Below are 26,346 nucleotides of genomic sequence, written 5' to 3' on the forward strand. Positions count from 1 at the left end.
CGCCGGCTCCTCATGGCAGCTGCGCGACGAGCGCTGCCGAATTCGACACCGCGCCGAACACGCCGCCCTGCATCTTGATCATCTTGATCGCCGCCAGGTGGTTGCCGTAGTCGGTCGCCCCGCAGCAATCCTCCAGCATCACGCATTCGAAGCCGCGGTCGTTGGCCTCGCGCATGGTGGTGTGCACACAGACATCGGTTGTGATGCCCGTGAGCACGATGTTTTCGATGCCGCGCTGGTTGAGAATCAGCTCGAGGTCGGTGGCGCAGAACGAGCCCTTGCCCGGCTTGTCGATGATCGGCTCGCCCTCGGCCGGATAGAGGTCGGGGATGATGTCCCAGCCCGGCTCGCCGCGCACCAGGATGCGCCCGCATGGCCCCGGATCGCCGATGCCGGCATTGATGCGGCGTGAGCGCCAGCGCTTGTTGGCGGGCAGGTCGGCGAGGTCGGGACGATGGCCCTCGCGCGTGTGGATGATGGTGTAGCCCTTGGCCCGCATGGCGGAAAGCACCGTCTTGATCGGCTCGATCGGTGCGCGGACCAGCGACAGGTCGTACCCCATATGGTCGACATAGCCGCCAGGCCCGCAGAAGTCGGTCTGCATGTCGATAATGATCAGCGCCGTGTTGTCCGGCCGCAGATCGCCATTGTAGGGCCAGGGATAGGGATCGGCGTCGATGTAGCGCTGGGTGATCTCGGCTCTGGCGTTCATGGCAAAAACTCCGGTCTTGCGAGCGGTGCGTGGTGCGCGGTCATTTGGTGATCGACAGTTCGCCGGGCGCGCCGGCGAGCGTGCGGCTTGGCGACGAGGTTGCGATCATGATGATGAGGGTGAGGATGTAAGGCGCGGCGTAGAAGAGGTAGTAGCCTTGCGTGACGCCGACCGATTGCAGTGCCGGGCCGAGCGCGCCGGCGCCGCCGAACAGGAGTGCCGCCGCAAAACAGCCGAGCGGATTCCAGCGCGCGAAGATGACCAGCGCCACCGCCATCAGCCCCTGGCCTGACGAGATGCGTTCGGTCCAGCTGCCTGGATAGTAGAGCGACAGGTAGGCGCCGCCAATGCCCGCAAGCGCGCCGCCGACGCCGGTGGCGAGCAGCCGCACCGTGTTGGGGTTTAGACCCATCGCGCGCGCCGCGTCGGCGCTGTCGCCGACCACGCGCACGATCAGGCCGACGCGCGTGTTGCGGAAGGCCCACCAGAGGAAGACGGCAAGTGCGGCACCGATCAGGAACAGCACGTTGACGTTGAGCGCCGCCTGTACCTGCGGGATGTCGGACCAGGCACCGAAGGGGATCGCCGGCAGGTCGGGCGCGGATGGCTGGATGAAGGGCTTGCCGAAGAAGAAGGCGAGGCCGGTGCCGAACAGCATCAGGGCGATGCCGATGGCGATGTCGTTGACCTTCGGGAACTTGCAGATCCAGCCGTGGAAGAGGCCGAAGCAGAGGCCGGCGAGCGCCGCGGCCAGAAGGCCGAGCCATGGCGAGCCGGTCATCACAGCCACCGCGTAGGCGCTCATGGCGCCGAACACCAGCGTGCCTTCGAGGCCGAGATTGATGCGGCCGGAACGCTCGGTGATGGCTTCGCCGAGTGAGACGAAGATGAAGGGTGTGGAGACGCGGATGGCGCCGCCCAGCATGGCGAGCGGCACGCCCCACAGGCCGATGTCGGTCGTTTCCATCAGGTGCTCCTCTGCCAGAGGTCCGGGTTGAAGAGCTTGAAGCGGCCGTAGAAGGTCTCGCTGAACAGGATGACGATGAAGAGCATGCCCTGCAGCACCAGCACGGTTGCGTCGGGCAGGTCCATGCGACGCTGGATCAGGCCGCCGGATGCATCGATGCCGCCAAGCAGGATGGCGACGGGAATGATGGCGAGCGGGTTGTGGCGGGCGAGGAAAGCGACGAGGATGCCGGTATAGCCATAGCCTGCGGCGAGCGAGCCGTTGGCGCTGCCTTGCACGGCCGCAACCTCGATCATGCCGGCAAGCCCGGCGAAGCCGCCCGCCAGCGCCGTGAAGCCGACGATCAGCGGACCGACGGCCAATCCCTGGACTTGCGCGGCCCTGACATTGCCGCCGGCGATGCGGGCGGCAAAGCCCCAGCGGGTCTTCTCGATCAGCAGCCAGGAGAGCACGCAGGCGAGAATGCCGACGACCAGGCCCCAATGTACCTCCATGCCTGGGATGTTGCCGATGCGGTAGATGTCGGCCAGCGGCTGCGTCGAGGGTTTGTTCAGCGAGGCCGGGTCACGCAGCGGCCATTCCACCAGATGGTTCATCAGGGCGATGGCGATATAGGCCATCAGCAGGCTGGAGATGGTCTCGTTGACGGCCCGATAATGGCGCAGCGCGCCGACGACACCTATCCAGATGCCGCCGGCGGCTGCGCCCCCCACGCCCATGAGAAGGATAACGAGAAAAGACGGAGCGCCGTTCAGCGCCACGCCGATGGCCGCCGCTGCGACGCCGCCCAGCACGATCGCGCCTTCGCCGCCGATGACGACCAGGCCAAGGCGCGCCGGCAGCGCCACGCAGAGCGCCGCAAGCAGGAGCGGCGCGCCGCGCGACAGCGAGTTCTGGATCGAGAACCAGGAGCCGAAGCCGCCCCGCCACATCGTCTCGTAGAGCTGCACCGGCGACTTGCCGACGGCCAGGATGAACACGCTGAACAGCACCATGCCGACGACGAGCGCCGCGAGCGGAATGACGAAGGCCTCCGCCCGCCTGGCGATCCATTCGAGCGCCGCCCGGTATCCCCTGGCATCGAGGATGGTCCGCACGTCCGGGCTGCTCACAGTGTCCGCCATATCCCCGTCTCTCCTCGGCTCGCGCTTGAAGCGTGCTTCAAGCTCTTGTTCGGATGCGTGTCGTCATCCCAAAACCGCTGCGCAGTTTTGGGCGACACGCAATGCCTCAAGCCGTCGAGCCGACGACGCCCTCGACGAGATAGTCCATGCTTTCGAGCTCGATGGCGGTCTCGACGAAGGCTTGGCCCTCGGTTGCGACGACGGCGCCCTTGTTGCTCTTCAACGGTCCCTTGATGACGGAGAAGCCGCCCTTCATCATTTCGGCCAGCGTGGCGTCGAACTGCTTGCGTGCCGCTTCGCCGACGGCGGGGCCGAGCGGGCTCATCTTGACGAAGCCGTCGGCCAGTCCGCCGCGCGTGAAATTGGGCAGTGGCTTGCCGGCGATGAGGTCGTCGACGAACATCTTGTAGACCTTGGCCCAGTTCCATTCCGCGCCGGTCAGGTATTTTTCCGGCGCCAGCGGGCTCTGGTTGGCGTGGTAGCCGCAGATGAAGGCGCCGCGTCCGGCGGCCGTCTCGACCACCACCTTGGGGCTGTCGACATGGCAGGTGACGACATCGGCGCCCTGGTCGATCAGCGCATTGGTGGCCTCGGCCTCCTTCACCGCCAGCGACCATTCGCCGGTGAAGATCACCTGGCAAGTGATCGCCGGATCGACCGACCGCGCGCCGAGCAGGAAGGAGTTGATGTTGAGCAGAACCTGCGGGATCGGCTTGGCGGCGACGAAGCCGAGCTTCTTCGACTTGGTGGTGTGGCCGGCGACGACGCCGTTCAGGTACTGGCCCATGCCGATATAGCCGAAATAGGAGCCGGCGTTCATCGGATGCTTGTCCTTGTTCCACATGCCGCCGCAATGGCGGAACTGCACGTCGGGGAACTTGGCGCACATGGCCAGCATATGCGGATCGAAATAGCCGAAGGAGGTCGGGAAGATCAGCGAGGCGCCGTCGAGATTGATCATCGATTCCATCGTCTTCTGGACGTCGACCGTCTCGGGGACGTTCTCTTCCTCGACGATGGAGATGCCCTCGACGCCCTTCAGCGCCGCAGCTCCCTCGGCATGCGCCTGGTTGTAGCCGTAGTCGTCCTTCGGGCCGACATAGATGAAGCCGACGGTCGCGGCGGCGGCGCGCGCCGCGCGGATCGGAAAGGCCGCCGAGGCCAGACCGAACGCCGCTCCGGCAGCGGAGGTCTTGAGCAGGTCGCGGCGGCTAAGCATGAATTTCCCGGTCATATCGAATGCTCCCCTTTCTTGGACCCTGGCGGGGTCGGTTAACGCCTCGTCAAGAAAGTGCATGCAATCGCTGTGCCAGTTCCTTTTTCAGATTTTCTGTAATAAAATCAATGGATGAATTTAGAAAGCCTGCATAAACCGCAGGCAAGTGCATGCACTTTTTGCCTGAAAAACGATCAATTTGACATTGAGGTCAAAATCTAGGCATACAGGGATGCGGCCTTGAGTCGAAACAGCCCGTGGGCCGTCCACCTTGCGGGCCGTCCGCAATAAACTGGGCGGGAGGAGACGTGTCGGGAAAGCGCGGCTTGGTCAGGTCGGGCACGACCGTGGATCAGATGGTGAGGGCGATCGCGGACCGCATCGTCACCGGCTATCTGCGTCCCGGCGAAAAGCTCGACGAGGGCTCACTCGCCGCCCGCTTCGACGTCTCGCGCACGCCGGTCCGGGAGGCGCTCGGCCAGTTGAGCGCCATTGGACTGGTCGAGAGGCGGCCCAACCGGGGCGCCATCGTCGCCGTGGTCACGCAGGAGCATCTGGCCTCGATGTTCGAGAGCATGGCCGAGCTGGAGGCGATCTGTGCCCGCTTCTCCGCCGAGCGCATGACCGGCGCCGAGCGCCGCTCGCTGGAGATGGAGCATCAGGCGTCGGCGCGCATGGTGCAGCTCGGCGCCGAGGAGGATTACGAGTATTTCAACACCGAGTTCCACAGCAGGCTCTATCGCGGCGCCCACAACACGCATATCCACGATCTGACGGTGGCGACCCGCAGCCGGCTGGCGCCGTTCCGGCGCGCGCAATTCATGCTGCCGGGCCGGCTGGCCAAGTCCTGGCAGGAGCATGATGTGATCGTCACCGCGATCATGCGTGGCGACGCAGCGGCCGCGGGCAAGGCGGCGCGGGACCACGTTTCGATCGTCAGCGAGGCGAGCGCGGTGTTCGCGACCGTCGATCCGATGGAGTCGAGGCTCAGCCGATCCGCGCGTCGATGATCTCGACGAAGCGCGCGAAGAGACCCGCCTGCGACTTGATCTTCAGCTTGCGATAGATGGACGCGCCGGCGCCACTTGCGCCGGACGCGACGATCGGTCAAACCATAGGCCAGGTTCCTCGATGAGGCTTGTCATGCAGGTTGCAAAAACGCTCTTCCGCACCCGGCCGGGTTCCATTCCGGCCGCGAGGAAGCGCGTCTCGACAGGCTGTCGCTGATCATGCGCTGCTGCCGCCACGAGAACCTGCAGCGCGCGGAGGAGACCAAGGTCGGCTCGCATGTCGTTCGCGACGGCTGGACCGAAGGGGTGCAGGACGCGCTGACCCCGGCCCATCGGCCGGCCATCAGGCGGGCGTCCGTCCTCGGATAACGCAGCTTAGATAACGCCCTACCGGAACGGACATGCCCGCCGAAGCGATCTCTCCTTCGTACGGACATGACCAATGCCTGACAATCTGAACATCTCATTCCCCGGCGCGGACACGCAAAGCTGGCTGAAGACGCACGCGATCAACGAAGTCGAATGCTTCGTACCGGATGTCAACGGCGTGCTGCGCGGCAAGACCCTGCCGGTAGCCAAATTCCTCAAGTCGCTCGACGACCGCGCGCTCTATCTGCCGAGCAGCGCCTTCCTGGTGGCGATCGACGGCCGCTATTCCGGCTCCATCGACGAGGGCTTTGCCTATTCTGATCCGGACATGCGCATGGTGCCGGATGTTTCCAGCCTGTGCCTTGCGCCCGGCAGCGCCGGCAGAGCCTATGTTTTCGCCGACACGTTCCACATGGACGACCGGCCGTGGATGGCCTCGCCGCGCCATGTGCTGAGGGCGGTGCTCGATCTCTATGAGCAGCGCGGCTGGCGCGCGGTGGTGGCGCCGGAACTCGAATTCTATCTCACGGCGCCGAATCCCGATCCGGATCGTCCGATCACCGCGCCGGTGGGCCGCAACGGCCGGCCGGAAAGCGTGCAGCATCCTTACGACATGCAGGCGCTGGAGGAATTCGAACCGGTCATCCAGCGCATCTACGCGCATGCGGCGGCCGCGGGCCTGCCGCTCGAGACACTGATCCATGAATCCGGCACGGCGCAGCTCGAAATCAACTTCCTGCATGGCGATCCGCTAGCGCTTGCCGACAAGGTGCTCTTGTTCAAGCGCCTAGCCAAGCAGGCGGCGCAGGCGAATGGGATGCACGCCACCTTCATGGCCAAGCCGATCGCGGCGCAAGCCGGCAGCTCAATGCACCTGCACATGTCAATCGTCGACCGGAAGGGCGAGCCCTTGTTTGCTGGCGAGGACGGCGAAGACAGCGCGATGTTCGCGCACTTCATCGGCGGCCTGCAGAAATACGTCCCGGAGATCATGCCGCTGTTCGCGCCCAACGTGAATTCCTACCGGCGCATCCGGCCGAACCACAGCGCGCCGGCCAACATCGAATGGTCGCATGACAACCGCTCCTGCGGCCTGCGCGTGCCGATGGGCGGACGCGCCGCGCGCCGCATCGAGAACCGGCTGCCCGGCGCTGACGCCAATCCCTACCTTGCCATGGCCGGCTCGCTGATCGCCGGCTATCTCGGCATCGAGGAGAAGCTGGCTCGCTCGCCGGAAGCCTTCGGCAATGCCTATAAAAGCAAGAGCACCCTGCCGAAGACGATGGAGGAAGCGCTGGACCGCTTCGCCGCCTGCGAGCCCGTGCGGGCGCTGCTCGGCGAGGATTTCTTCCAGACCTATCTGCGCGTGAAGAGCGTTGAGCTAGACCTGTTCCAGAGCGTCGTGACGTCCTGGGAACGCGACCACCTGCTGCTCAAGGTGTGACCATGGCTTCACGTTCAACGGGTTTCAATTCCGGTCTCGATATCGGCAAATCCTACTATGTCGCCACCGCCAATCCGTCGCCGGACCATCCGGCTTTATTCGGCGATGTCGAGGCCGATCTGGTGGTGGTGGGCGGCGGCTGCACCGGCCTTTCGGCGGCGCTGCATGCGGCCGAGCGTGGTCTTAAAGTGGTACTGCTCGAAGGCGGCAAGATCGGCTGGGGCGCCTCCGGGCGCAATGGCGGCCAGATGATCCCCGGTTTGCGCAAGGGCGCCCGGGGCCTGATCAAATCCTTCGGGCCGGAGCGAGCGAAGGCACTGTTCGACCTCGCCTTCGAGGCGCGCGGGCTGGTGCTCGACATCATCGAGCGCCACGGCATCGAATGCGATTTGCGCCTGAACGGTCACCTGGTCGGCGCCGTCAACGGCTCCGACATGCGCGACTTCGAGGAGGAGGCCGAATGCCTCGCCAAGGTGATGAAGTTCACCGATGTCGAGATTCTGTCGGCGGCCGAGGCGCGGCAGATGGTCGACACGCCATATCAGGGTGCGGTCTACGAAAGGCTCGGCGGCCACATGCATCCGCTCAACTACACGCTGGGGCTTGCGCGCGCGGCTGTCGCCTCGGGTGTCGTCATCCATGAGAACTCGATCGCAGTCCGGTTGGAGCGCGAGCCTTCCATCCGGGTGTTCACCGACAGGGGCTCGGTTCGCGCCAGGCATGTGGTGCTGGCCGGTGACGCGCTGCTCAAGGGTCTCGAGCCGCGTGTCAACAGCCGCATCATGCCGGTCGGCAACTATATCGTCGCCACCGAGCCGCTGGGCGAGCGCAACGTCATCCCGGCCAATGTCGCGGTCTCGGACACGCTGTTCGTGGTCAACTATTACCGGATGTCGGCGGACGGACGCCTGTTGTTCGGCGGCGGCGAGCGCTACACGCCGTCGCCGCCGGCCGACATTGCCGGCTTCGTGCGGCCGCATATGGAAAAGACCTTTCCACAACTAAAGGGCTGCCGCATCGACCACGCCTGGGGCGGGCTGGTGTCGGTGACCACGTCGCGCCTGCCGCATGTCGGGCACTATGGCGAGGTCTATTTCGCGCATGGCTATTCCGGCAAGGGCGTCATCCTGTCGACGCTGTCGGGGAAACTGCTGGCGGACGCGATCACCGGCGATGCGTCGCAGCTCGACCTGTTCTCGACGCTGACGCCGCTGCCGTTTCCGGGCGGCACGGCGTTGCGCGGGCCGCTCTATGTGCTCGGCATGCTGTGGTACGCTATGCGCGATCGGCTGCGGCACTAGGGCCTGCTGATATTCAGGTGAGGCTGGCCTGCAAATGGTGGTCTCCTGCGCTTCCGGTGCTCACGTACTTTCAAGTACGCTCCGCTCCTGTTCTCGGAGACCACCATTTTCGGCTCAGCCTGACCTGAATCTCAACAGACCCGGGCTGGCCTTCCTGCCCCCGGCGTGGCTAATGTTTGGCGGCGCCGGGGCCGAGTCTTCGGTGTTGCAGCTAGGGAAGGGCGATGAATATCGAGCCGGGCCGACTGACGAAGAAAGAGCGCCATGAGCTGATCCTGTCGGAGGTGCGGCGCTCGGCGTCAATCCGCATCTCGAAGCTTGCGCGCCGCATCGGTGTCGCCGGCGAGACCATCCGCCGCGATCTCATCGAGCTCGGCGAAGCGGGGCTCATCAACCGCACCTATGGCGGCGCGACCATCTCGCTGGTGACGTCGGAACCGGTGATTGCCGAACGCGGCCTGACAATGGTCGAGGAGCGGGCCCGCGTCGGGCGTGGCGCGGCAGGGCTGGTCGAGAAAGGCTCGATCGTGATGATCGATGGCGGATCAACCACCTACGAGGTGGCGCGCAGCCTCTCGCAACACGGCCGGGACCTGACGATCATCACCAACTCCATCGGCGTCGCCTCGGTGGCCGGCGCCAACCCCGGCTTCCGCGTCATCCTTTGTCCCGGCACCTATGACAGCCGCGAGGCCGCGGTGCTCGGCGAGGACACGGTCGAATTCGTGCGCCGCTACAATGCCGACGTCGCCATCATCGGCGCCTCGGCGCTGAACGCCGAAGGGCCGAGCGACATGATCTCGGGCGCGGCGGCGGTGAAGCGGACGATGATGAGGCGGTCGCTGTCGACGATGCTGGTCGTCACCAACGACAAGTTCGGCCGCAGCGGCCTGGAGCGGGTCTGCGCGCTGAGCGAGATCTCGGACATCGTCACCGACAGCGAGCCGGCAGCGGAGCTGCGCGCCGCAATCGACGAGGCGGGCGGCGAGCTGCACGTCTTTGCCGAGAGCTGAATATTTGTCCGGCTAGGCGTCGCGGTTGGTCAGCGCGATGTGGCAGCAGCCGGAGCCGTGGCCCGGCGTCCAGGTGACATTGTCGAAACGCACGCCGGTCGCCTCGAACAGGCCACGGTCAAAGGCCCCGGCGATGCGGCAGAGCATAGCAAGTTTCTTCTCGCCGACGCCGGCCTCGACCCAGGCATCCTTCAGCGGGCAGCGCTTCACCTTGAAGGCGATGTGGTCCGGCCCGCGATCGACGTCGGTCGGATACATGCGGCCGCCGTCCGGGCTGACGGAGAGGAACGCCTCGCCGATCGCCGGCGCGTCGTTGGGGCCGAAATCGGCAAAAGCAGCCGCGGCGACTTCCTGGCCGCGCTTTTCGATGGTTCGCACCATCACCGCCTCGGCCTTCTCGGCGCCGAGCTCGGCGGTCAGCTCGTCGAGGAAGAGGCGATAGAGGTCGGCGCGGTTGCGGAAGGCGGAATCAAGCTCGCGCGACAGTTTCTCGGCTCTGGCGGCGTGGGGGTCGGTCATGATGCTTCCTGATTTTGTTGTTTGACCATGATCTTGTCCGCAAATCGGTTGCCTTTTTGCGGGATCATGGCCGGTTCCTGGTCAATCTTGGCGCCGCCGCAACCAGCGCCTTGCCGATCGCTGATTGCGGGTTGGCGATGACGGCGCGGGCATCGCCGCTTTCGGCGATCCGGCCGGCATCGAGGAGGACGACGCGGTGGGCGACGGCGCGGATGACGCCGAGGTCATGCGAAATGAACAGGTAAGCGATCCGTTCCTGCCTTTGCAGGTCGATCAGCAGTTCGAGGATCTGACCGCGCACCGAAACATCGAGCGCCGACACGGCTTCGTCGAGCACGATCAGCGACGGTTTTGTTGCGATGGCGCGGGCGATCGCCACGCGTTGGCGCTGTCCGCCGGAAATCTCGTGGATGGCGCGCGCGGCAAGGCCGGCGTTGAGGCCGACGCGCTCCAGCAGCGCCGCGACACGCCGCGGACGCTCGGCGCGCGAGGCGATGCCATGGATGCGCAAGGGATCGTCCAACACGCGCGCGACCGTGGCGCGCGGATTGAAGGCGGCGAGTGGATCCTGGAACACCATTTGCAGCCGAGCGCGGCGCGCCCGTAAGGCGGCGCCCGTCAGGGCAAGGAAATCGCTTCCCTCGAAGTCGATGCGGCCGGCATCGGGCTGGATCAGCCGCAGTACCAGCCGCGCGATGGTGGATTTGCCGCTGCCGGACGGGCCGGCGAGCGCCAGCGTTTCGGCGGGGTTGATTTCGAAGGATAGGTCATCGACCGCCGCGAACGGCTTGCCGCCGCTATCGTAGCGCTTGGCGAGATTGGAGACGGTAAGCAGGCTCATTCTGAAGCGCCTTGGCGGTCTAGCATAGGCTTCGCGTCGAGGCCGAGATGAGCGTCGAGCAGGGAGCGCGTATAGGCATGGCGCGGCGCCTCGATGATCTGCTGGTTCTCGCCGAGCTCGAGCAATTCGCCGTGGCGGAGCACCGCAATGCGATCTGCAAGCGTGGCGGCAAGCGCGATGTCATGGCTGATGACGATGAGCGTCATGCCGTCCTCGGCCACCAGCCGGCGGATCAGGGCGACGATCTCGGCCTGAACGATGGTGTCGAGCGCGCTGGTCGCTTCGTCGGCGATCAGAAGTTTTGGTGCGGCCGCGATGGCTGCCGCGATGGCGACGCGCTGCTTCTGTCCACCGGAGAGTTGGTGCGGGTAGGCATGGAGGGCCGAGTCCGGGTCGGGTAGGCGGACGCGTTCGAGGAGGGTTTTGGCTCGCGTGTAGGCGTCCTTCCAGCTGACGTCGAGATGGGTCCGAATGACTTCGGCGATCTGCTTGCCGACCTGCATCACCGGGTCGAGACTGGAGGAGGGGTCCTGGAAGACGAAGCCGATGTCCCGGCCGAGGCGGGGGATGGTATCGCGAGGACGAGAAGGTTGGCGTTCTACGGCGCCCCCCTCTGTCCTGCCGGACATCTCCCCCAGTTGGGGGGAGATAAGCAGTTCCGCTGTCGGATCTCCCCCTGCAACGTTGGAGATCGGCGAAGGCGGCGATGAGGGCTCAATCTCCCCCCTTGTGGGGGAGATGTCCGGCAGGACAGAGGGGGGCGCGAAGGAATGAGACGGTTGCGATTTCGCTATCGACCAATCGATGGTCCCGCCAATCTCGACAGTCTTCGCCAACAACCCCGCAACCGCCAATGCCAACGTGCTCTTGCCCGAACCGCTTTCGCCGATGAACGCCAAGCGCTCTCCAGCCTCCACATCCAGGCCGACGCCCTTGAGTGCCTGCACCGCGACGCCGTCCCGTCGGTAGGCAACCTTCAGATCCCGGATCGAAAGCAGCGCGGTCACGACAGGCTCCTGCGCATGGCAGTGCTCTCAACCACACCCTCGCCGGCGAGGTAGACGCCGAGCACCGTCAGCACGAGCGCCACGCCTGGAACGATCGACAGGAACGGGGCTGTGCGTAGCACCGTTCGTCCTTCGGCGATCATGCCGCCCCAGGTGACGCGGTTGGGGTCGCCGAGGCCGAGGAAGGAGAGCGCCGCCTCGGTGAGGATCGCGGCGGCGACGATCACCGAGGATAGCGCCAGCACTGGCGGCAGTGCATTGGGCAGCACCTCGCGAAAAGCGATCTCCAGCGGATGCATGCCGATGACGCGGGCGCCGGCAACGTAGTCGCGCTCGCGGATCGATAGCACTTCCGCGCGGGCGACGCGCGCCGGGCCGGTCCAGGCGCTGAGCGCGATGGCCGCAACGACCACGCCGAGAGACGGACCGACGATGCTGACGAAGGCGAGCGCGAGCAGAAAACTCGGCACGGTCTGGAAGGCGTCGGTGATGCGCATCAGCACTTCATCGACCAAGCCGCCGGCGAAGCCGGCTAAAGTGCCGACCAGCGCGCCGATGAGGAGTGCCGCGGCAGCCGCCGCCAAGCCGACAGCCAGCGAGGTGCGAGCGCCATGAAAGAGTTCGGCCAGCACGTCGCGGCCGAGCCGGTCGGTGCCGAGCGGCAACGACCAGTCCTGGAATGGCGGCAGCAGCGCCGGTCCGGCGATCGCCTGCGGGTCGCCCGGGAAGAGCAGTGGCGCCGCCAGCGCCATCGCGGCCAGCAGGGCGAGGATAAGCGCGCCGGCGATCGCTTCCGGCGAGCGGAATAAATGAGGGAGCCGCTTCATGCGCTCGCCTCGCCGGCGCCCACGCGCGGATCGAGGAAGGCGTAGGCGAGGTCGACCGCAAGATTGATGACGATGACGAGGACGGAACTGACCAGGATGATGCCAAGCAGCAGCGGCGTGTCGCGTCCGGCGACGGCTTCCTGCGCCAGCCGGCCGAGGCCGGGCACGGCAAAGACGCTTTCGATGACGACGCTGCCGCCCAGCATCTGCGCCGACTGCAGGCCAAGCATGGTGACCAGAGGCAAAAGCGCGTTGCGGGCGACATGGGCCAACACGATGCGCTGGCGGGGTAGGCCCCGCGCTCGGGCGGCGAGCACGAAATCCTGCCGCCAGGCCTCGGCCATGCCGGCGCGCATCATGCGCAGATAGAGCGCGAGATAGATGAAGCCGAGCGCCGAGACCGGCAATGCGAGATGGACGGCGATGTCGGCGGCGCGGGAAAACCCGGTTTTGCCGGAGGCGATGGTCTCGATGCCGCCGATCGGCAGCCAACGCAAATCGACGGCAAAGACGACGATGAGCACGAGGCCGAGCCAGAAGCCCGGCACGGCATAGAGCGCTAGCGAGCCGATCGACAGGAAGCGGTCGCGGAAGCTGCCGGGCCTTGCGCCGGCATAGATGCCGAGCGCCGAGCCGAGGCCGAAGGAAAGCGCGGTGGCGCTGCCCATCAGGATCAGCGTGGTCGGCAGGCGTTCAAGGATGATTTCGCGGATCGGCCGCGAGAAGGTGACCGACTGGCCGAGATCGAGATGCAGCAATGCCCAGAGGTAATTGGCGAGGCGGGTGAGCTCCGACTGGTCGAGGCCCCAGCGATGGCGCAGCAATTCGATCATGCCGGCATCGCCGCCAGTCGAGACGATATAGGCGTCGACCGCATCGCCGGGCGCGGCCTCGAGAAGGAGGAAGCTGCCGATGACGACGATGAGGAGGACGAAGACGCTGCCGACGAGACGGCGGCGGAGGAGGACGAGGGCGCGGGTCATGCGCGCCTCGGCGGGTTGGCGGTAGGTTGGCTATAGGAAATGCCGAGCCCAGGACGGAACGCGACCTTCGGCCAAATTCCGATTTCTTCGCGAATTCTCATCCGCGCGAATGTGTCACGATTCCAAATAAGTGTCCGCCCAGTTCGACACCGCCCAGCGCGGGTTGTTGGCGATGTTGCCCACCGTGTCGCGCGCGACGCTGATGAAACTCCACTCCGCGACGTTGATCAGCGGCAAATCGGTGGCCACCTTCTTCTGGAACTCCTTGTAGAGCCCGGTGCGGGCCGATGTGTCGAGCGTCTCCGACGCCTTGACGATCAGCGCATCGAGATCGGCGTTCTTGTAGCCGCCCTGGTTGGAGAAGGGCACGCCGTCGGGGATGCCGCTCTGCACCAGGATGGTGGTCGAGATCGCCGGGTCGCCGCGGAACACCGGCGGGCCGACGGCGAGGTCGAAGGCATGGTCGGTGTAGACGGCCTTGATGTGGGCTGCCGAGTCGTTGTTGACGATCTGGGCGTCAATGCCGATCGCCGCCAGCGCCTGGCGCAAATAATCGCCGAACTGCTTCGTTTCGTTGAAATAAGGTGCCGGCAAAAGCTTCAGCGCAAAGCGCTTGCCGTCGTCGGCGCGCTTGTAGCCGGCTTCGTCCAGCAGCGCATTGGCCTTGGCGACGTCGAAAGGATAGGTCGGCACCTCGGCGGTGTAGAATTGCGGGTCGTTCTTCGGCACCGGGCCGGTCGCGGTCGCGGCGTAGCCAAGGAAAACAGTCTTGACGACGAAATCCTTATCGATGGCATGGGCGATCGCCTGCCGCACTTTCAGATCGGCAAGTTCCTTGCGGCGGTGGTTGATCTCGACGACGAGCTGATAGGTCAGCCCCTCATAACCCTTGGTGATGACCTTCAGTCCCGGCACCTTGGAGATCCGGTCGAGATCGGCGAGCGGCACGGCGGAGAAGGCGGCGAGCTGGATCTCTTCCGCCTCCAACGCAGCCGCGGCGGACGTGCGGTCCGGCAGCACCTGGTAGACGATCTCGTCCAGATAAGGCTCGTCCTTGCCCCAGTAGGCGTCGTTCCTCGTCAGCCGGTAATATTGCCCGGCCTTGTATTCGGCGAATTTGAACGGACCGGTGCCGACCGGCGCGTTGTTGGCAGGATTCTCCTCGATCTTGCCCACCTCATAAAGGTGCTTCGGCACGACGCTCGACAGCGCCGGCAGCGCGTTGCGGATGAGCTGGAACGGCGTCGGCTTGGCGAATTTGAAGATCGCAGTCAGCTCGTCCGGCGTGTCGACGGCAGCAAGGTCCTTGAACACGGTGCGGCCGAGATTCTGCAGCGGCTTCCAGATCTGCAGCGCCGAGAAGGCGACGTCGGCGGAGGTGAAGGGCATGCCGTCATGCCATTTGATGCCGTCGCGCAATTTGAAGGTCACCGACAGGCCGTCGGCAGCACCCTCCCAGGAAAGCGCGAGCCGCGGCTGAAGCCCGTCTTTGCCGTCGAAAGAGGCTTCGGCCAGCGTCTCGACGATCTTGCTGGAGATGAAGAAGACGCCGTTGGAGGCGACGATCGCCGGGTTGAGGTTGCGCGGTTCGGAATCGGCGGCCAGCACCAGGCGGCCACCCTTCTTCGGCGTCTGCGCGAAACCGATGGTCGGCAACGCCGTCGAAGCCAGCAGCAGCGCCGAGCCGGCCAGCAGGCCGCGGCGTGAAATCGTCAATTCGGGCATCGTTCAAACTCCCCTCTTCGCACCGTGGCAGGCGCGCCAATGCGGTGATTATGGCCCTTGGCAAAGGTTTCGCCAGAGACGGATTTGGCGCATCATGGCTTGGCTTTGAAATTTCCGTCCGCTGGACCATCCGGGCAGAAGGCGTTCCGATCCCCTAATCTGGTAGGACCAGATTGTAGTGAAGTGGGATCGGGATTTGGGACATAAACACCTATAGCGCGAAAGTGATCGATTCTGGCTGGACCAGAGTGATCAAAATGATACAGATTTGACTGAAAGCCATAAATCATAATGTTCGGCGCTTCTGCGGCCGATGAAGACAGGGAGAGGCAGATGAACATCGCTCCGGGCAAGACCGAGGTCGACAGCATTCCCTTCGACCAGGCGCGGGTGGACCGGCTGATGGAGGAGGCCGGCATCGACGTGCTGTTCGCTACCTCCAAGCACAACACGCAATATCTTCTCGGCGGCTACAAATTTATCTTCTTCGCGGCGATGGATGCGATCGGCCACAGCCGCTATCTGCCGATCGTCCTTTACGAGAAGGGCGGACCGGAGCATGCGGCCTATATCGGCAACAAGATGGAAGGCGGCGAGCACCAGAACCATCCGTTCTGGACGCCGACCCTTCATGCGGCCTGCTGGGGTACGCTCGATGCCGCCAATCTGGCGGTGGAGCATCTCAAGCAGATCGGCAAGTCAGCGGCGCGCATCGGCATCGAGCCGGGCTTCCTGCCGTCGGATGCCTATGCGCTGGTCCGCAAGGCGTTGCCGGATGCCAAGCTGATCGACGCGACCGGCATGCTTGAGAGCATGCGCGCCATCAAGACCGAGGCGGAGCTGGAACAACTGCGCATCGCCTCCGAACTGATCACCGACTCGATGCTGGCGACGATCGCTTGGGCGCGCGAAGGGACAACTAAGACGGACATCATCGAGCAGCTCAGGCGCGAGGAGACCAATCGCGGCGCGCATTTCGAATATTGCCTGCTGACGCTGGGCTCCAGCCACAACCGCGCTTCGTCCAGCCAGGCGTGGAAGAAGGGCGAGGTGCTGTCGATCGATTCCGGCGGCAATTATCACGGCTATATCGGCGACCTCTGCCGCATGGGCGTGCTCGGCGAGCCGGATGCCGAGCTGGAGGATTTGTTAGCGGAAGTCGAAGCTGTGCAGCAGGCGGCTTTTTCCAAGGTCAAGGCGGGCACGCTGGGTGGCGACATGATCGCGCATGCGGAAAGCGTGCTGAAGGCCTCCAAGGTTTCGGCCTACACGGATTTCTTCGCCCATGGCATGGGGCTGATCACGCATGAGGCGCCGTTCCTGATGACCAACCATCCGGTCGCTTATGAAGGCACCTATGCGGCGAAGCCGCTGGAAAAGAACATGGTGCTGTCGGTCGAGACGACCATGCTCCACCCGACGCGCGGTTTTATCAAGCTGGAGGATACAGTCGCGGTGACGGACAGCGGTTGTGTGATGTTCGGTGATCGCGGGCGCGGGTGGAACAGGGGTGGGGTGGCAGCTTAGCCTCGATGGCGCTCCCCCTCACCCGGATTGCCAGCCGAATTGCGAAAGGCAATTCGGGGCAATCCGACCTCTCCCCGAGGGGAGAGGAGATCGCCGGCGCCCACCTCTTCTCTCCTCGGGGAGAAGGTGGCCGCGAAGCTGCCGGATGAGGGGGCTGCGACGCTGAAGACTATTTGCCTACCGGCAGCAGCCTGAAATCCGGCAGGTCGCGCAGCGCCAGTTCCGGGCCGGCCGGCGAATAGACGACGAAGAGCTGCATCGGCTGGTCGCCGGTGTTGAGCGTCGAGTGGAAGCGGCTTTCCGGCACGTAGATGGTGCAGCCGGGGCCGACCTTCGCCACAACCGGATTGCCCTTCTCGTCCTCCACCATCTGCTCGCCATGGCCGGAGATGACGAAGATGATCTCCTCGGCGCCGGGGTGGTTGTGGCGGGTGTGGCCCTGGCCGGGCGGCAGATCGACGACGCCGCCGGAAAAGCGGTCAGCGCCGTTCACTTCCGGCGCGACGGTCAGCGACAGTCTGCCCCAATCGAAGCCGAAGGCGCTGACATCCTTCGGGTAGACGAACACTTTGCTCTTGTCGGCCATTGCCTCATCCCTTCGTTTTCACTTTCATCGGGGGCATCGGATTTTCCCAGAACCGGCTTCCACTTTTAGGTCCGATGCCCTGGCGCGACCGCCTTGAAATCCGCCGTCTGCCTGGCGATCGCGGCTTCGGCTGGCAGCCGTTCCATCGAGCTTGCGCCATAGAAACCGTGCAGACCCTCGCAGCGCTCAAGGATGTAGCGCGCGTCGTCGGGCATCGAGATCGGCCCGCCATGGCACAGCAGGATGACGTCCTCGCGCACCGAACGCGCCGCATCGGCGATGGCTTCGATCTCCTTCACGCAGGCGTCGAGCGTCTTCGCCGAGGTGGCGCCGATCGAGCCGCCGGTGGTGACGCCCATATGGGCGACGACGATATCGGCGCCGGCCCTGGTCATGGCGCGCGCCTCGTCCGGATTGAAGACGTAGGGCGTGGTGAGCAGATCAAGCTTGTGCGCCTCGGCGATCATGTCGACCTCGAGCCCAAAACCCATGCCGGTCTCCTCGAAGCTTTGGCGCATGGTGCCGTCGAACAGGCCGACCGTCGGAAAGTTCTGCACGCCGGAAAAGCCCATCGTCTTCAGTTCGGAAAGCAGCAGCGGCATGATGACGAAGGGGTCGGTGCCGTTGACGCCGGCCAGCACCGGCGTCTTCTTCACCACCGGCAGCACCTCATAGGCCATTTCCTTGACGATCTCGTTGGCGTTGCCGTAGGCAAGCAGGCCGGCAGCCGAGCCGCGCCCGGCCATGCGGTAGCGGCCGGAATTGTAGATGATGATCAGGTCGATGCCGCCGGCTTCCTCGGCCTTGGCCGACAGGCCGGTGCCGGCGCCGCCGCCGACGATCGGCACGCCGTCGGCGATCATCTTGCGGAATTTTTCGAGGATCTTTTTGCGCGGAATGGCGGCCATGCCTTTTGTCTCACTTGCTGGCGATGTCGAGAAAAGCCTCGGCCGCGGCCGTGGCGAAGGCGGGATCGTTGATGTGCAGCGGCAGGCGCGTCACGGTGCGGTCCTTCGTCGGCTCGATCGTGCGCTCGATGGCCTCGAACAGCGCTTGATCGGCCTCAGCGTCGAAGAAAGCGCCGCCCTCTATGTCGAGCGCCGAGACGCCCTTTTCCGGGATCAGGAAACGGACCGGGCCGTCGCAGCGGGCGAGGCGGCCGCCGATCCATTCACCGATCCGGCGGCATTCGTCGGCGGTGGTGCGCATCAGCGTGACATTGGGATTGTGCTCGTAGAACAGCCGTCCGCGGTAGCGCTCCGGAATGGTCGGCGGCGCCCAAAAGTTCACCATGTCGAGCGCGCCGACCGAGCCGACATAGGGCAGTTTCGTGCGGGCGATGGCGCCGAAGCGGTCCTCCGTTGCCGGCAGCACGCCGCCGAACAGGAAATCGCAGACCTCGGTCGTGGTGATGTCGAGGACGCCAGCCAGCAGGCCGGAATCGGCGAGCTTTTCCATCGAGCGGCCGCCGGTGCCGGTGGCGTGAAAAACCATGCAGTCGTAGTCGGCGCGCAAGCGCTCGACGATCGCCGTCACGCAAGGCGTCGTGACGCCGAACATGGTCAGCCCCAGCGCCGGCTTGCCGGCGGCGATCGGCGCCGGTTTCGCGGCCATGCCGGCGATCGCCTGGCCGGCATTGTGCAGCACGACACGCGAGAGCCTGTTCAGTCCCGCCATGTCGGTCACCGACGGCATCATGATGATGTCGGAGACGTCGACGTAAGGCGCGGTGTCGCCGGAAGCGAGCGTCGAGACCATGAGCTTCGGCAGGCCGAGCGGCAGCGCGCGCATGCCGGCGGTGACGATCGAGGTGCCGCCGCCGCCGCCAATGCCGATCACGCCGGCGATGTCATCGCGCGAGACGATGAAATTGGCGAAAGCGGCCCCCATGCCCGCAACGGCGGCGCCGCGGTCATCGAGGCCGAGAACGGCGTGGACTCCCTTGGGATGATGCGCGGCGACCTCGCTGGCCGGGATATCCACCGGGACGGTAGCACGGCGCGTGCCGATATCGACACGCACGACCGCGCCGCCCGCAGCAGTGATTGCATCGGCGAGGAAGGCAAGTTCCTCACCTTTGGTGTCGGCGGTGCCGACCACATAGATGCGCTTCATGCGCGTTTCCCCGTCGTCCGGCAGGGTCGGCTTTGCCGCGCCTGCCTTTTTTGCACCACGCTCAAGCTCCTCGGCAAAAGCCTCGTCGCTGGTGGGGACCGTTTCTTTCTTGCCCCACCCTTAAGCTTCTCGGCAAAAAAGCCTCGTCGCTGGTGGAGACTATTCTTTCTTGCCCCACCCTTAAGCTCCTCAGCAAAAGCCTCGTCGCTGATGGGGACCCCATTATTGCCCAGCGTTGCGCCATTGCAAATTTTTGAGACGCGCGTATCGTATTGATATGGATGTCTCACGTCAACAAGCCGTCGCCAAGGATGAGGCCGCCCAGGCGCCGGTCGTCGAGAAGGGGGCGCGCGCCCGCACCAGGCGGCTGATGCTGGAAACGGCGACGCGGCTGATGCAGTCCGGCATGACGCCCTCGGTCAGCGAGGTCGCGGAGGCGGCGGAGGTGTCGCGCGCAACCGCCTACCGGTATTTCCCGAGCCAGGCGGCGCTGGTGCAGGCCGTGGTCGATGAAGGGCTCGGCCCGATCCTCACCTGGAAGTCCACGTCGAATGATGCCGAGCGGCGCGTGGCGGATCTGTTCGCCACCGCAATGCCTCGCATCGAAACCTTCGAGGCAACGTTCAAGGCGGCGCTGAAGTTGTCCCTCGACCAATGGGCGCGGCGCCAGGCAGGCACGCTCGGATCGGAACCCGCCTTCACGCGCGGCCATCGCGTCGACCTGCTGAAGGACGCGATCGCGCCGCTCAAGGGCCGCCTGAAGCCGCGCCAGTTCAGGCGCCTGGCGCAGGCGCTGTCGCTGGTGTTCGGCGTCGAAGTCGTCACGGTGCTGAAGGACATCTGGGGGCTGGACAGCGCCGAGATGATGTCGGTGGCGCAATGGGCGGCGGGGGCGCTGGTGCGCGCCGCGATGGCGGAATCAGGAGCGAAATGAGCAGGAATGTCGGCAGCGTCAAGGGTGACAGCCGCTTAAATCTGGTTCGACCAGATTGCGAAGCCAGTTTCGAATGTTAGTTGTGGTGGGCGGCCCGTGACAAGGGCGCCACATATCGCAGAGTAGGAAAAACAAGGGAAAACAGGCAGATATCGCGACGCTCCGCTTGTTCGACTGCTATCGGACGCTTAAGAAAGCGCTTGACGCCAAGCTGAAATTGGTAATACCAGATTAGGACCGACAGCGCGGATCAAAAGTGAAGGCTGCGATCCATTTCCGGCAGGGCGAGGAGGGTCCGGAACCGGGGAGGCGCATCACAGGAGGAACTACCAGGGTCGGCCTCACCGCCGGCTCGCATGACACGGTGGAATGCGCACAAGGGAGGAAAACTATGCGCAAGATTGTGACCAGCGTGATCGCTGGTATCGGGCTGGCACTTGCCTGCGGGACATCCGTCCGCGCGCAGGACAAGGAACTCACCATCTTCTGGGCGGAATGGGATCCGGCGAACTACCTGCAGGAACTCGTCAACGACTACACGGCCGAGACCGGCGTGAAGGTCACGGTTCAGACCACGCCGTGGCCCGACTTCCAGACAAAGGCTTTCACCGAATTCAACGCGCATGGCGACGCCTACGACATGGTCGTCGGCGACTCGCAATGGCTGGGCGCCGGTTCGACGCAAGGCCACTATGTCGACCTCACCGACTTCTTCAATCAGCACAAGCTCAATGACGTGATGGCGCCGGCGACCATCAAATACTATGCCGAATATCCCGGCGGGTCCGGCAAATACTGGGCGATCCCGCTGGAAGGCGACGCGATCGGCTGGTCCTACCGGAAGGACTGGTTCGAGGACCCGAAGGAGAAGGAAGCCTTCAAGGCGAAGTATGGCTACGATCTCGCGGTGCCGACGACCTATGCGCAGCTGCGCGACATCGCCGAGTTCTTCCACCGTCCGGACCAGAAGCGTTACGGCGTCGCCATCTACACCGACAATTCCTATGACGCGATGGCGATGGGCGTCGAAAGCGCCATCTTCAGCTATGGCGGCGATCTCGGCGACTACGCAACCTACAAGGTCGACGGCATCACCAATTCGAAAGAGGCCGCCGCCGGCCTCGACATGTACAAGGAACTCTACAAGTTCACGCCTCCCGGCTGGGGCAAGACCTTCTTCGTGGAAGACAATCAGGCGATCACTGGCGGCCTCGCCGCGATGAGCATGAACTTCTTCGCCTTCTTCCCGCCGCTGGTGAACAAGGCCACCAATCCCTATGCCGACGCCACCGGCTTCTTCGCCAATCCGGCCGGTCCGGACGGCAAGCGCTTCGCCGCTCTCGGCGGCCAGGGAATCTCGGTCGTCTCGTACTCGAAGAACAAGGACGAGGCGATGAAGTTCCTGGAGTGGTTCATCAAGGACGAGACCCAGAAGAAATGGGCCGAGCTCGGCGGCTATACCTGCAGCCAGGCCGTGCTGAAGTCGGATGCCTTCCAGAACGCGACGCCCTACAACAAGGCGTTCTACGACACGATGTTCATGGTCAAGGACTTCTGGGCAACGCCTGAATACGCCGAAGTGCTCGATCAGCTGAACCAGAACATCTATCCGTTCGTGGTCGGCGGCAAGGGCACCGCCCAGGAGGCGCTCGACAAGACCGCCGCCGACTGGAAGGCGACCTTCACCAAGTACAACCGCTACAAGTAAGCACCACAGTCAGAATGCCGGAGGAGGGTTTCCCCTCCGGCATTCCTGTTTTCAGGGAGACATTCGTTGGCTTCGGTAGCCCTCACCAATCTTGATCCGGCCTCCAGGGCCGCCGCGCGCGGCTGGTCGGATCTGACCATCCGCAACCTTTTCATCATCCCGACGCTGGTTTTCCTGATCGTCTTCAACATTTTTCCGCTGATCTATTCGCTCGGCTATTCCTTCACGAATTTCGCCGCGAACCGCAGCGAGCCATGGCAATTCGTCGGCTTGCAGAATTATCGCGAGCTGCTGAGCGACGACCACATCTGGTCGAACTTCGTCATCACGGCGAAATACGTCATCGTCTCGGTGGCCGGGCAGATGATCGTCGGCTTCGGCCTGGCGCTGCTGCTCAACCGCTCCTTTCCGATGAAGGGCCTGATCACCACGCTGCTTTTGCTGCCGATGATGATGTCGGCGGCGGTCGTCGGCCTGTTCTGGCAGCTGCTCTACAGCCCGTCCTGGGGCCCGATCAACTACGTCTTCGGCCTTGGCGACTTCGCCTGGCTCTCCAATCCCGACAGCGCGCTCTACGCGGTCGCGATCACCGACATCTGGATGTGGTCGCCCTTCGTGATGCTGTTGTCGCTCGCCGGCCTGTCGGCGGTGCCACAGCATCTCTACGAGGCCGCCGCAATCGACCGCGCCGGATGGTGGTACACCTTCACCCGCATCACCTTGCCGCTAGTCTCGCCGATCCTTCTGATCGCGCTGATCTTCCGCACCATGGAAGCCTTCAAGACCTTCGACATCGCCTACACGATGACGACCCAGCCGACCGCCGAGCTGATCGCGATCCGGCTCTACAAGCAGGCCTTCCAGCAGTGGGACACGGGCAAGTCCTGCGCGCTGGCCTACATCGTGCTGATCATGGTGCTGGCCATCACCAACCTCTACGTGAAGTATCTCAACAAGGTGAAGGAGCGCTGACATGGCCGCCGTCCGCACTTCTTCCGAGGTCGCTTTCAACCGCATTGCCATTGCCGCGGTGCTGATCGCGACGCTGATCTTCCTGGCGCCGATCTACTGGATCGCCTCGACGGCCTTCAAGCCGAAGGAGCTCGCCGTTAGCGTGCCGCCAACCGTGCTGTTCCAGCCGGAAGTGACGCCGTTCATCCGCCTGTTCACCAAGCGCGTGCAGATGCAGAAGCCCGTCGACCCGCAAGTCTACGAGGCCGCGCCGTGGTGGGAAAAACGCATCTATGACGGCGGCGAGCGGGTGCTGAAGGTCGGCAAGGATGTGCAGCTCTCGCAATATCCCGACCGGTTCATGAACAGCCTGATCGTGGCGGTCATCAGCACGGTGCTGGCGGTCGGCATGGGAACCTTCACCGCCTATGGCTTCTCCCGCTTCAAGATCGCCGGCGAGGCGGATCTTTTGTTCTTCATCCTGTCGACGCGCATGCTGCCGCCGGTCGTGGTCGCCATCCCGATGTTCCTCATGTACCGGATGGTCGGCCTCAACGACTCGCATATCGGGCTGATCATCCTCTACGTCGCCTTCAACCTGTCCTTCTCGGTCTGGCTGATGAAGGGCTTCATGGACGAGATTCCTAAGGAATATGAGGAAGCTGCGCTCGTCGACGGCTACACGCGCATGCAAGCCTTCTTCAAGATCGTGCTGCCGGAAGCGGCGACGGGCATCGCGGCGACAGCCGTGTTCTGCTTCATCACCGCCTGGAACGAATATGCCTTCGCGCTGATCATGACCAACCGCCGCGCCCAGACGGCGCCGCCCTTCATCCCGTCGCAGATCGGCTCCGGCCTGCCGGACTGGACCACGATCGCGGCAGGCACCTTCCTGTTCCTGCTGCCGGTAGCGATCTTCACCTTCCTGCTGCGCAACCATCTGCTTCGCGGCGTGACGTTCGGAGCGATCCGCAAATGAATTTTCGAGCCGCCAACGAGAAATACCTTTTGCCGGCCTCGCAGATCCTGATGGTGCTCGGCATCGTCGCGCTCTGCCAGCCATGGAGCCTCAACCTGCATTCCTACGGCGTGACGATCATCCTGATCGGGCTGATCGGCTTCAACATCACGTCCAAGATCGCGCCGGAGCAGAGCGAGGAAACCGGCGCCGTGACGCATGAGGGAGCCCGGCAGTGACGCAGATCGAACTTCGCGGCATCGAGAAATTCTTCGGTGCCGTCCAGGTCATCCACAATTTGAACCTCGCCATCGCCGACAACGAGTTCATCGTGCTGCTTGGCCAGTCCGGCTGCGGTAAGACCACGACGCTGCGCGCGGTCGCGGGGCTGGAGACGATCGACAAGGGCGACATCCTGATCGACGGCAAGCCGGTGCAGCACCTCAAGGCCGCCGACCGCGATATCGCCATGGTGTTCCAGTCCTTCTCGCTCTACCCGCATATGACGGTGTTCGAGAACGTCGCCTTTCCGCTGCGCGCCACGCGCATGAGCAGCGGCGAGGTCGACAAGTCCGTGCGCGAGGTCGCCCGGGTCCTGCGTATCACCGACCTGCTCGACAAGCGGCCGTCGGCGCTTTCGGGCGGCGACATGCAGCGGGTGGCGATCGGCCGGGCGCTGGTGCGGCGGCCGAAGGCCATGCTGATGGACGAGCCGATCGGCGCGCTGGACGCCAAGCTGCGCGAAGAGATGCGGGCCGAGATCAAGCGCCTGCACGTCAAGCAGGGGTCGACCACGATCTACGTCACCCATGACCAGATCGAGGCGATGAGCCTCGCCGACCGCATCGTCATCATGCACGAAGGCTTCATCCAGCAGGTCGGCACGCCGGACGAGGTTTATTCCCACCCGGCCAATCTGTTCGTGGCGCAGTTCGTCGGCAGCCCGGTGATGAACATCGCCGAGGCCCGCGTCGCGGATCAGGCCGGCGCCGCTTCCGTGACGGTCGGCGAAGCGCCGGCGGGCTTCGAGTTCCCGCGCCAGCTCCTGTCCAAGCTCAACGGGCATTCCAACGGCGGCCTGACGCTTGGCATCCGGCCGGAGGGCGTGCTCGTCCGGCACGATGCGGCGCCCGGCTACATGCCGGTCGAGGCGAGCATCATCGAGCCGTTGGGATCCTTCGACATCGTCGACCTCAAGGTCGGCTCCGCGATGCTGCGCGCACGCACCAAAGCCGGTTACGTTTCGGGTCCCGGCGAGAGGGTTCATGTCCGCATCGATCCGGAACAGGCGCATTTCTTCGACACGGCAAGCGGCAAGTCACTCGGAGTAAGGCTGTAATGGCCCATATCGAACTCAGGAACATCACCAAAAAATTCGGCGGCCACACCGCGCTGACCGGCCTCAACCTCGACATTGCCGACGGCGAGTTCTTCGTGCTGCTCGGCGAAACCGGCGCCGGCAAAACGACGACGCTGCGCCTGATCGCCGGACTCGACAAGCCGACCGAGGGTCAGGTTCTGATCGACGGCGTCGACGTTGCCGGATGGGGTGCGGCGGAGCGAGACGTGGCTCTGGTGCTGCAGCAATATTCGCTCTATCCGCGCTACACGGTGCGCGAGAACCTCGAATTCCCACTGAAGCCGAAGATCCGCCGGCTGCCGGATGCCGAGATCAAGGACCGTGTCGCCCGCGCCGCTCGCACGCTCAGGATCGAGCATCTTCTCGACCGCAAGACCGACCGGCTTTCCGGCGGCGAGATGCAGCGCGTCTCGATCGGCCGCGCCATCGTGCGCAAGCCGCGCGTCTTCCTGATGGACGAGCCGCTGTCGGCGCTCGACGCCAAGCTGCGCGAGGCGCTGCGCACGGAGCTGAAGAACCTGCAGATGCAGCTTGGCGCCACGTTCCTGTTCGTCACGCATGATCAGATCGAGGCGATGTCGATGGGCGACAAGGTCGGCGTGCTCAACCATGGCCGCATTGTCCAGACCGGCACGCCGCAGGAGATCTACAACAATCCGCGCGACACCTATGTCGCGAGCTTCGTCGGCTCGCCGCCGATGAACCTGATCGACGGCAAACTGGTCAACGACCGCGCGGTGATGGCGCCGATGAATTTCGAACTGCCGCTTGCAACTGGGGGCAAGACTTTTGGCGGGGGCAGGACGAGTGGCGCGACCGATGGTCGGCCACTCGTCTTCGGTATCCGTCCGGAGGACGTGTATCTGGAAAGCGGCGCTCCGGTGGAGGCCCAGGTCCACGACGTCGAGAACCACGGCGTCGAGAAGATCGTGACGCTCAGGGTCGGCGATACGATGCTGCGGGCGACTGTGCCGGCCAGGACTGCTGTCGCGATCGAGCAGCCGGTGCGCTTTGCCTGGAACCCCGACAAGGTGGTGATGTTCGACAAGGGCAGCGGGGTGAGCCTGCGGCACGCGGGATAGCGGCTTCGCCTGCCGCCTTATTTCGCCGCGCCCGACCAGGCCGAGAGCGCCGGCGGGCAGCCTGGCT

Annotated in this window: 26 protein-coding genes; 13 read left to right on the forward strand and 13 right to left on the reverse strand. The window is 64.5% G+C overall.

Features of this window, described 5'->3' with window-relative positions; all coding sequences use genetic code 11:
- Window positions 1-10: 10 nt before the first annotated feature.
- The 4 genes from EN862_RS00200 to EN862_RS00215 form a co-directional block, all read right to left on the reverse strand.
- Complete coding sequence (locus EN862_RS00200) at window positions 11-712, reverse strand: isochorismatase family cysteine hydrolase (protein WP_127868290.1); 702 nt, start codon at window positions 710-712, stop codon at window positions 11-13.
- A gap of 40 nt (window positions 713-752) precedes the next feature.
- A complete protein-coding gene (locus tag EN862_RS00205; RefSeq protein WP_127868291.1) occupies window positions 753-1,679 on the reverse strand; it encodes an ABC transporter permease in 927 nt (308 codons plus the stop codon).
- Window positions 1,679-2,803 carry an ABC transporter permease gene (locus EN862_RS00210; RefSeq protein WP_127868292.1) on the reverse strand — a complete coding sequence of 375 codons (1,125 nt, stop codon included), beginning with the start codon at window positions 2,801-2,803 and terminating at the stop codon, window positions 1,679-1,681. The genes EN862_RS00205 and EN862_RS00210 overlap by 1 nt, the downstream gene beginning before the upstream one ends.
- A 106-nt stretch (window positions 2,804-2,909) precedes the next feature.
- Window positions 2,910-4,037 carry a BMP family ABC transporter substrate-binding protein gene (locus EN862_RS00215; protein ID WP_127868293.1) on the reverse strand — a complete coding sequence of 376 codons (1,128 nt, stop codon included), beginning with the start codon at window positions 4,035-4,037 and terminating at the stop codon, window positions 2,910-2,912.
- A 338-nt stretch (window positions 4,038-4,375) separates the two neighbouring features.
- Here EN862_RS00215 and EN862_RS00220 point away from each other — a divergent pair, with 338 nt between their 5' ends.
- From EN862_RS00220 to EN862_RS00240, 5 genes are all read left to right on the forward strand, one after another.
- Entirely contained in the window at window positions 4,376-5,029 is a 654-nt protein-coding gene (locus EN862_RS00220; RefSeq protein WP_245519540.1) for a GntR family transcriptional regulator, read from the forward strand.
- A gap of 219 nt (window positions 5,030-5,248) precedes the next feature.
- Window positions 5,249-5,398 carry a hypothetical protein gene (locus EN862_RS35995; protein WP_189401030.1) on the forward strand — a complete coding sequence of 50 codons (150 nt, stop codon included), beginning with the start codon at window positions 5,249-5,251 and terminating at the stop codon, window positions 5,396-5,398.
- A 73-nt stretch (window positions 5,399-5,471) separates the two neighbouring features.
- A complete protein-coding gene (locus EN862_RS00230) occupies window positions 5,472-6,842 on the forward strand; it encodes a glutamine synthetase family protein (protein WP_127868294.1) in 1,371 nt (456 codons plus the stop codon).
- A 2-nt stretch (window positions 6,843-6,844) separates the two neighbouring features.
- Complete coding sequence (locus tag EN862_RS00235) at window positions 6,845-8,143, forward strand: FAD-binding oxidoreductase (RefSeq protein WP_127868295.1); 1,299 nt, start codon at window positions 6,845-6,847, stop codon at window positions 8,141-8,143.
- A 224-nt stretch (window positions 8,144-8,367) separates the two neighbouring features.
- The gene (locus tag EN862_RS00240; RefSeq protein ID WP_245519453.1) at window positions 8,368-9,156 is read left to right on the forward strand and encodes a DeoR/GlpR family DNA-binding transcription regulator; all 789 of its coding nucleotides are present in this window, start codon (window positions 8,368-8,370) and stop codon (window positions 9,154-9,156) included.
- A gap of 12 nt (window positions 9,157-9,168) precedes the next feature.
- Here EN862_RS00240 and EN862_RS00245 read toward each other — a convergent pair whose 3' ends face one another.
- The 6 genes from EN862_RS00245 to EN862_RS00270 form a co-directional block, all read right to left on the reverse strand.
- A complete protein-coding gene (locus EN862_RS00245) occupies window positions 9,169-9,675 on the reverse strand; it encodes an L-2-amino-thiazoline-4-carboxylic acid hydrolase (protein ID WP_127868296.1) in 507 nt (168 codons plus the stop codon).
- A gap of 64 nt (window positions 9,676-9,739) precedes the next feature.
- Window positions 9,740-10,516 (reverse strand): ATP-binding cassette domain-containing protein, encoded by a 777-nt coding sequence (locus tag EN862_RS00250; protein WP_127868297.1) that lies wholly within the window; start codon window positions 10,514-10,516, stop codon window positions 9,740-9,742.
- Entirely contained in the window at window positions 10,513-11,523 is a 1,011-nt protein-coding gene (locus EN862_RS00255) for an ABC transporter ATP-binding protein (RefSeq protein WP_193771558.1), read from the reverse strand. Before EN862_RS00255 ends, EN862_RS00250 begins: the two co-directional genes overlap by 4 nt.
- Window positions 11,520-12,350, reverse strand: a complete 831-nt coding sequence (locus EN862_RS00260; RefSeq protein WP_127868298.1) for an ABC transporter permease — start codon at window positions 12,348-12,350, stop codon at window positions 11,520-11,522. Before EN862_RS00260 ends, EN862_RS00255 begins: the two co-directional genes overlap by 4 nt.
- The gene (locus EN862_RS00265) at window positions 12,347-13,333 is read right to left on the reverse strand and encodes an ABC transporter permease (RefSeq protein WP_127868299.1); all 987 of its coding nucleotides are present in this window, start codon (window positions 13,331-13,333) and stop codon (window positions 12,347-12,349) included. The genes EN862_RS00260 and EN862_RS00265 overlap by 4 nt, the downstream gene beginning before the upstream one ends.
- Before the next feature lie 114 nt (window positions 13,334-13,447).
- Window positions 13,448-15,058 carry an ABC transporter substrate-binding protein gene (locus EN862_RS00270; protein ID WP_127868300.1) on the reverse strand — a complete coding sequence of 537 codons (1,611 nt, stop codon included), beginning with the start codon at window positions 15,056-15,058 and terminating at the stop codon, window positions 13,448-13,450.
- Between the two features lie 333 nt (window positions 15,059-15,391).
- Between EN862_RS00270 and EN862_RS00275 the strand changes: the two genes are divergently transcribed.
- Window positions 15,392-16,585, forward strand: coding sequence for a Xaa-Pro peptidase family protein (locus tag EN862_RS00275; RefSeq protein ID WP_127868301.1), 1,194 nt, complete (start codon window positions 15,392-15,394; stop codon window positions 16,583-16,585).
- Between the two features lie 169 nt (window positions 16,586-16,754).
- Here EN862_RS00275 and EN862_RS00280 read toward each other — a convergent pair whose 3' ends face one another.
- The 3 genes from EN862_RS00280 to EN862_RS00290 form a co-directional block, all read right to left on the reverse strand.
- The gene (locus EN862_RS00280; protein ID WP_127868302.1) at window positions 16,755-17,171 is read right to left on the reverse strand and encodes a cupin domain-containing protein; all 417 of its coding nucleotides are present in this window, start codon (window positions 17,169-17,171) and stop codon (window positions 16,755-16,757) included.
- A gap of 65 nt (window positions 17,172-17,236) precedes the next feature.
- Window positions 17,237-18,079, reverse strand: coding sequence for a phosphoenolpyruvate hydrolase family protein (locus EN862_RS00285; RefSeq protein ID WP_127868303.1), 843 nt, complete (start codon window positions 18,077-18,079; stop codon window positions 17,237-17,239).
- A 10-nt stretch (window positions 18,080-18,089) separates the two neighbouring features.
- The gene (locus EN862_RS00290; protein ID WP_127868304.1) at window positions 18,090-19,286 is read right to left on the reverse strand and encodes a Tm-1-like ATP-binding domain-containing protein; all 1,197 of its coding nucleotides are present in this window, start codon (window positions 19,284-19,286) and stop codon (window positions 18,090-18,092) included.
- A gap of 277 nt (window positions 19,287-19,563) precedes the next feature.
- Between EN862_RS00290 and EN862_RS00295 the strand changes: the two genes are divergently transcribed.
- The 7 genes from EN862_RS00295 to EN862_RS00325 all read left to right on the forward strand — a co-directional run bounded on the left by EN862_RS00295 (window position 19,564) and on the right by EN862_RS00325 (window position 26,279).
- Window positions 19,564-20,220: a TetR/AcrR family transcriptional regulator gene (locus EN862_RS00295; protein ID WP_127868305.1), complete on the forward strand. Its 657-nt coding sequence runs from the start codon at window positions 19,564-19,566 to the stop codon at window positions 20,218-20,220.
- Window positions 20,221-20,611: 391 nt separating this feature from the next.
- Window positions 20,612-21,928, forward strand: coding sequence for an extracellular solute-binding protein (locus EN862_RS00300; RefSeq protein WP_127868306.1), 1,317 nt, complete (start codon window positions 20,612-20,614; stop codon window positions 21,926-21,928).
- A gap of 66 nt (window positions 21,929-21,994) precedes the next feature.
- Window positions 21,995-22,900, forward strand: a complete 906-nt coding sequence (locus EN862_RS00305) for a sugar ABC transporter permease (protein ID WP_095769195.1) — start codon at window positions 21,995-21,997, stop codon at window positions 22,898-22,900.
- Window position 22,901: 1 nt separating this feature from the next.
- Window positions 22,902-23,858, forward strand: a complete 957-nt coding sequence (locus EN862_RS00310) for a carbohydrate ABC transporter permease (RefSeq protein ID WP_127868307.1) — start codon at window positions 22,902-22,904, stop codon at window positions 23,856-23,858.
- Entirely contained in the window at window positions 23,855-24,076 is a 222-nt protein-coding gene (locus EN862_RS00315) for a hypothetical protein (protein WP_127868308.1), read from the forward strand. The genes EN862_RS00310 and EN862_RS00315 overlap by 4 nt, the downstream gene beginning before the upstream one ends.
- A complete protein-coding gene (locus EN862_RS00320) occupies window positions 24,073-25,176 on the forward strand; it encodes an ABC transporter ATP-binding protein (protein ID WP_127868309.1) in 1,104 nt (367 codons plus the stop codon). Before EN862_RS00315 ends, EN862_RS00320 begins: the two co-directional genes overlap by 4 nt.
- Window positions 25,176-26,279 carry an ABC transporter ATP-binding protein gene (locus tag EN862_RS00325; RefSeq protein WP_127868310.1) on the forward strand — a complete coding sequence of 368 codons (1,104 nt, stop codon included), beginning with the start codon at window positions 25,176-25,178 and terminating at the stop codon, window positions 26,277-26,279. The genes EN862_RS00320 and EN862_RS00325 overlap by 1 nt, the downstream gene beginning before the upstream one ends.
- The last annotated feature ends 67 nt before the right edge of the window (window positions 26,280-26,346 follow it).

The organism is Mesorhizobium sp. M2E.F.Ca.ET.219.01.1.1, from assembly GCF_004016445.2.
In the GTDB taxonomy this organism is placed as follows: Bacteria; Pseudomonadota; Alphaproteobacteria; order Rhizobiales; family Rhizobiaceae; genus Mesorhizobium.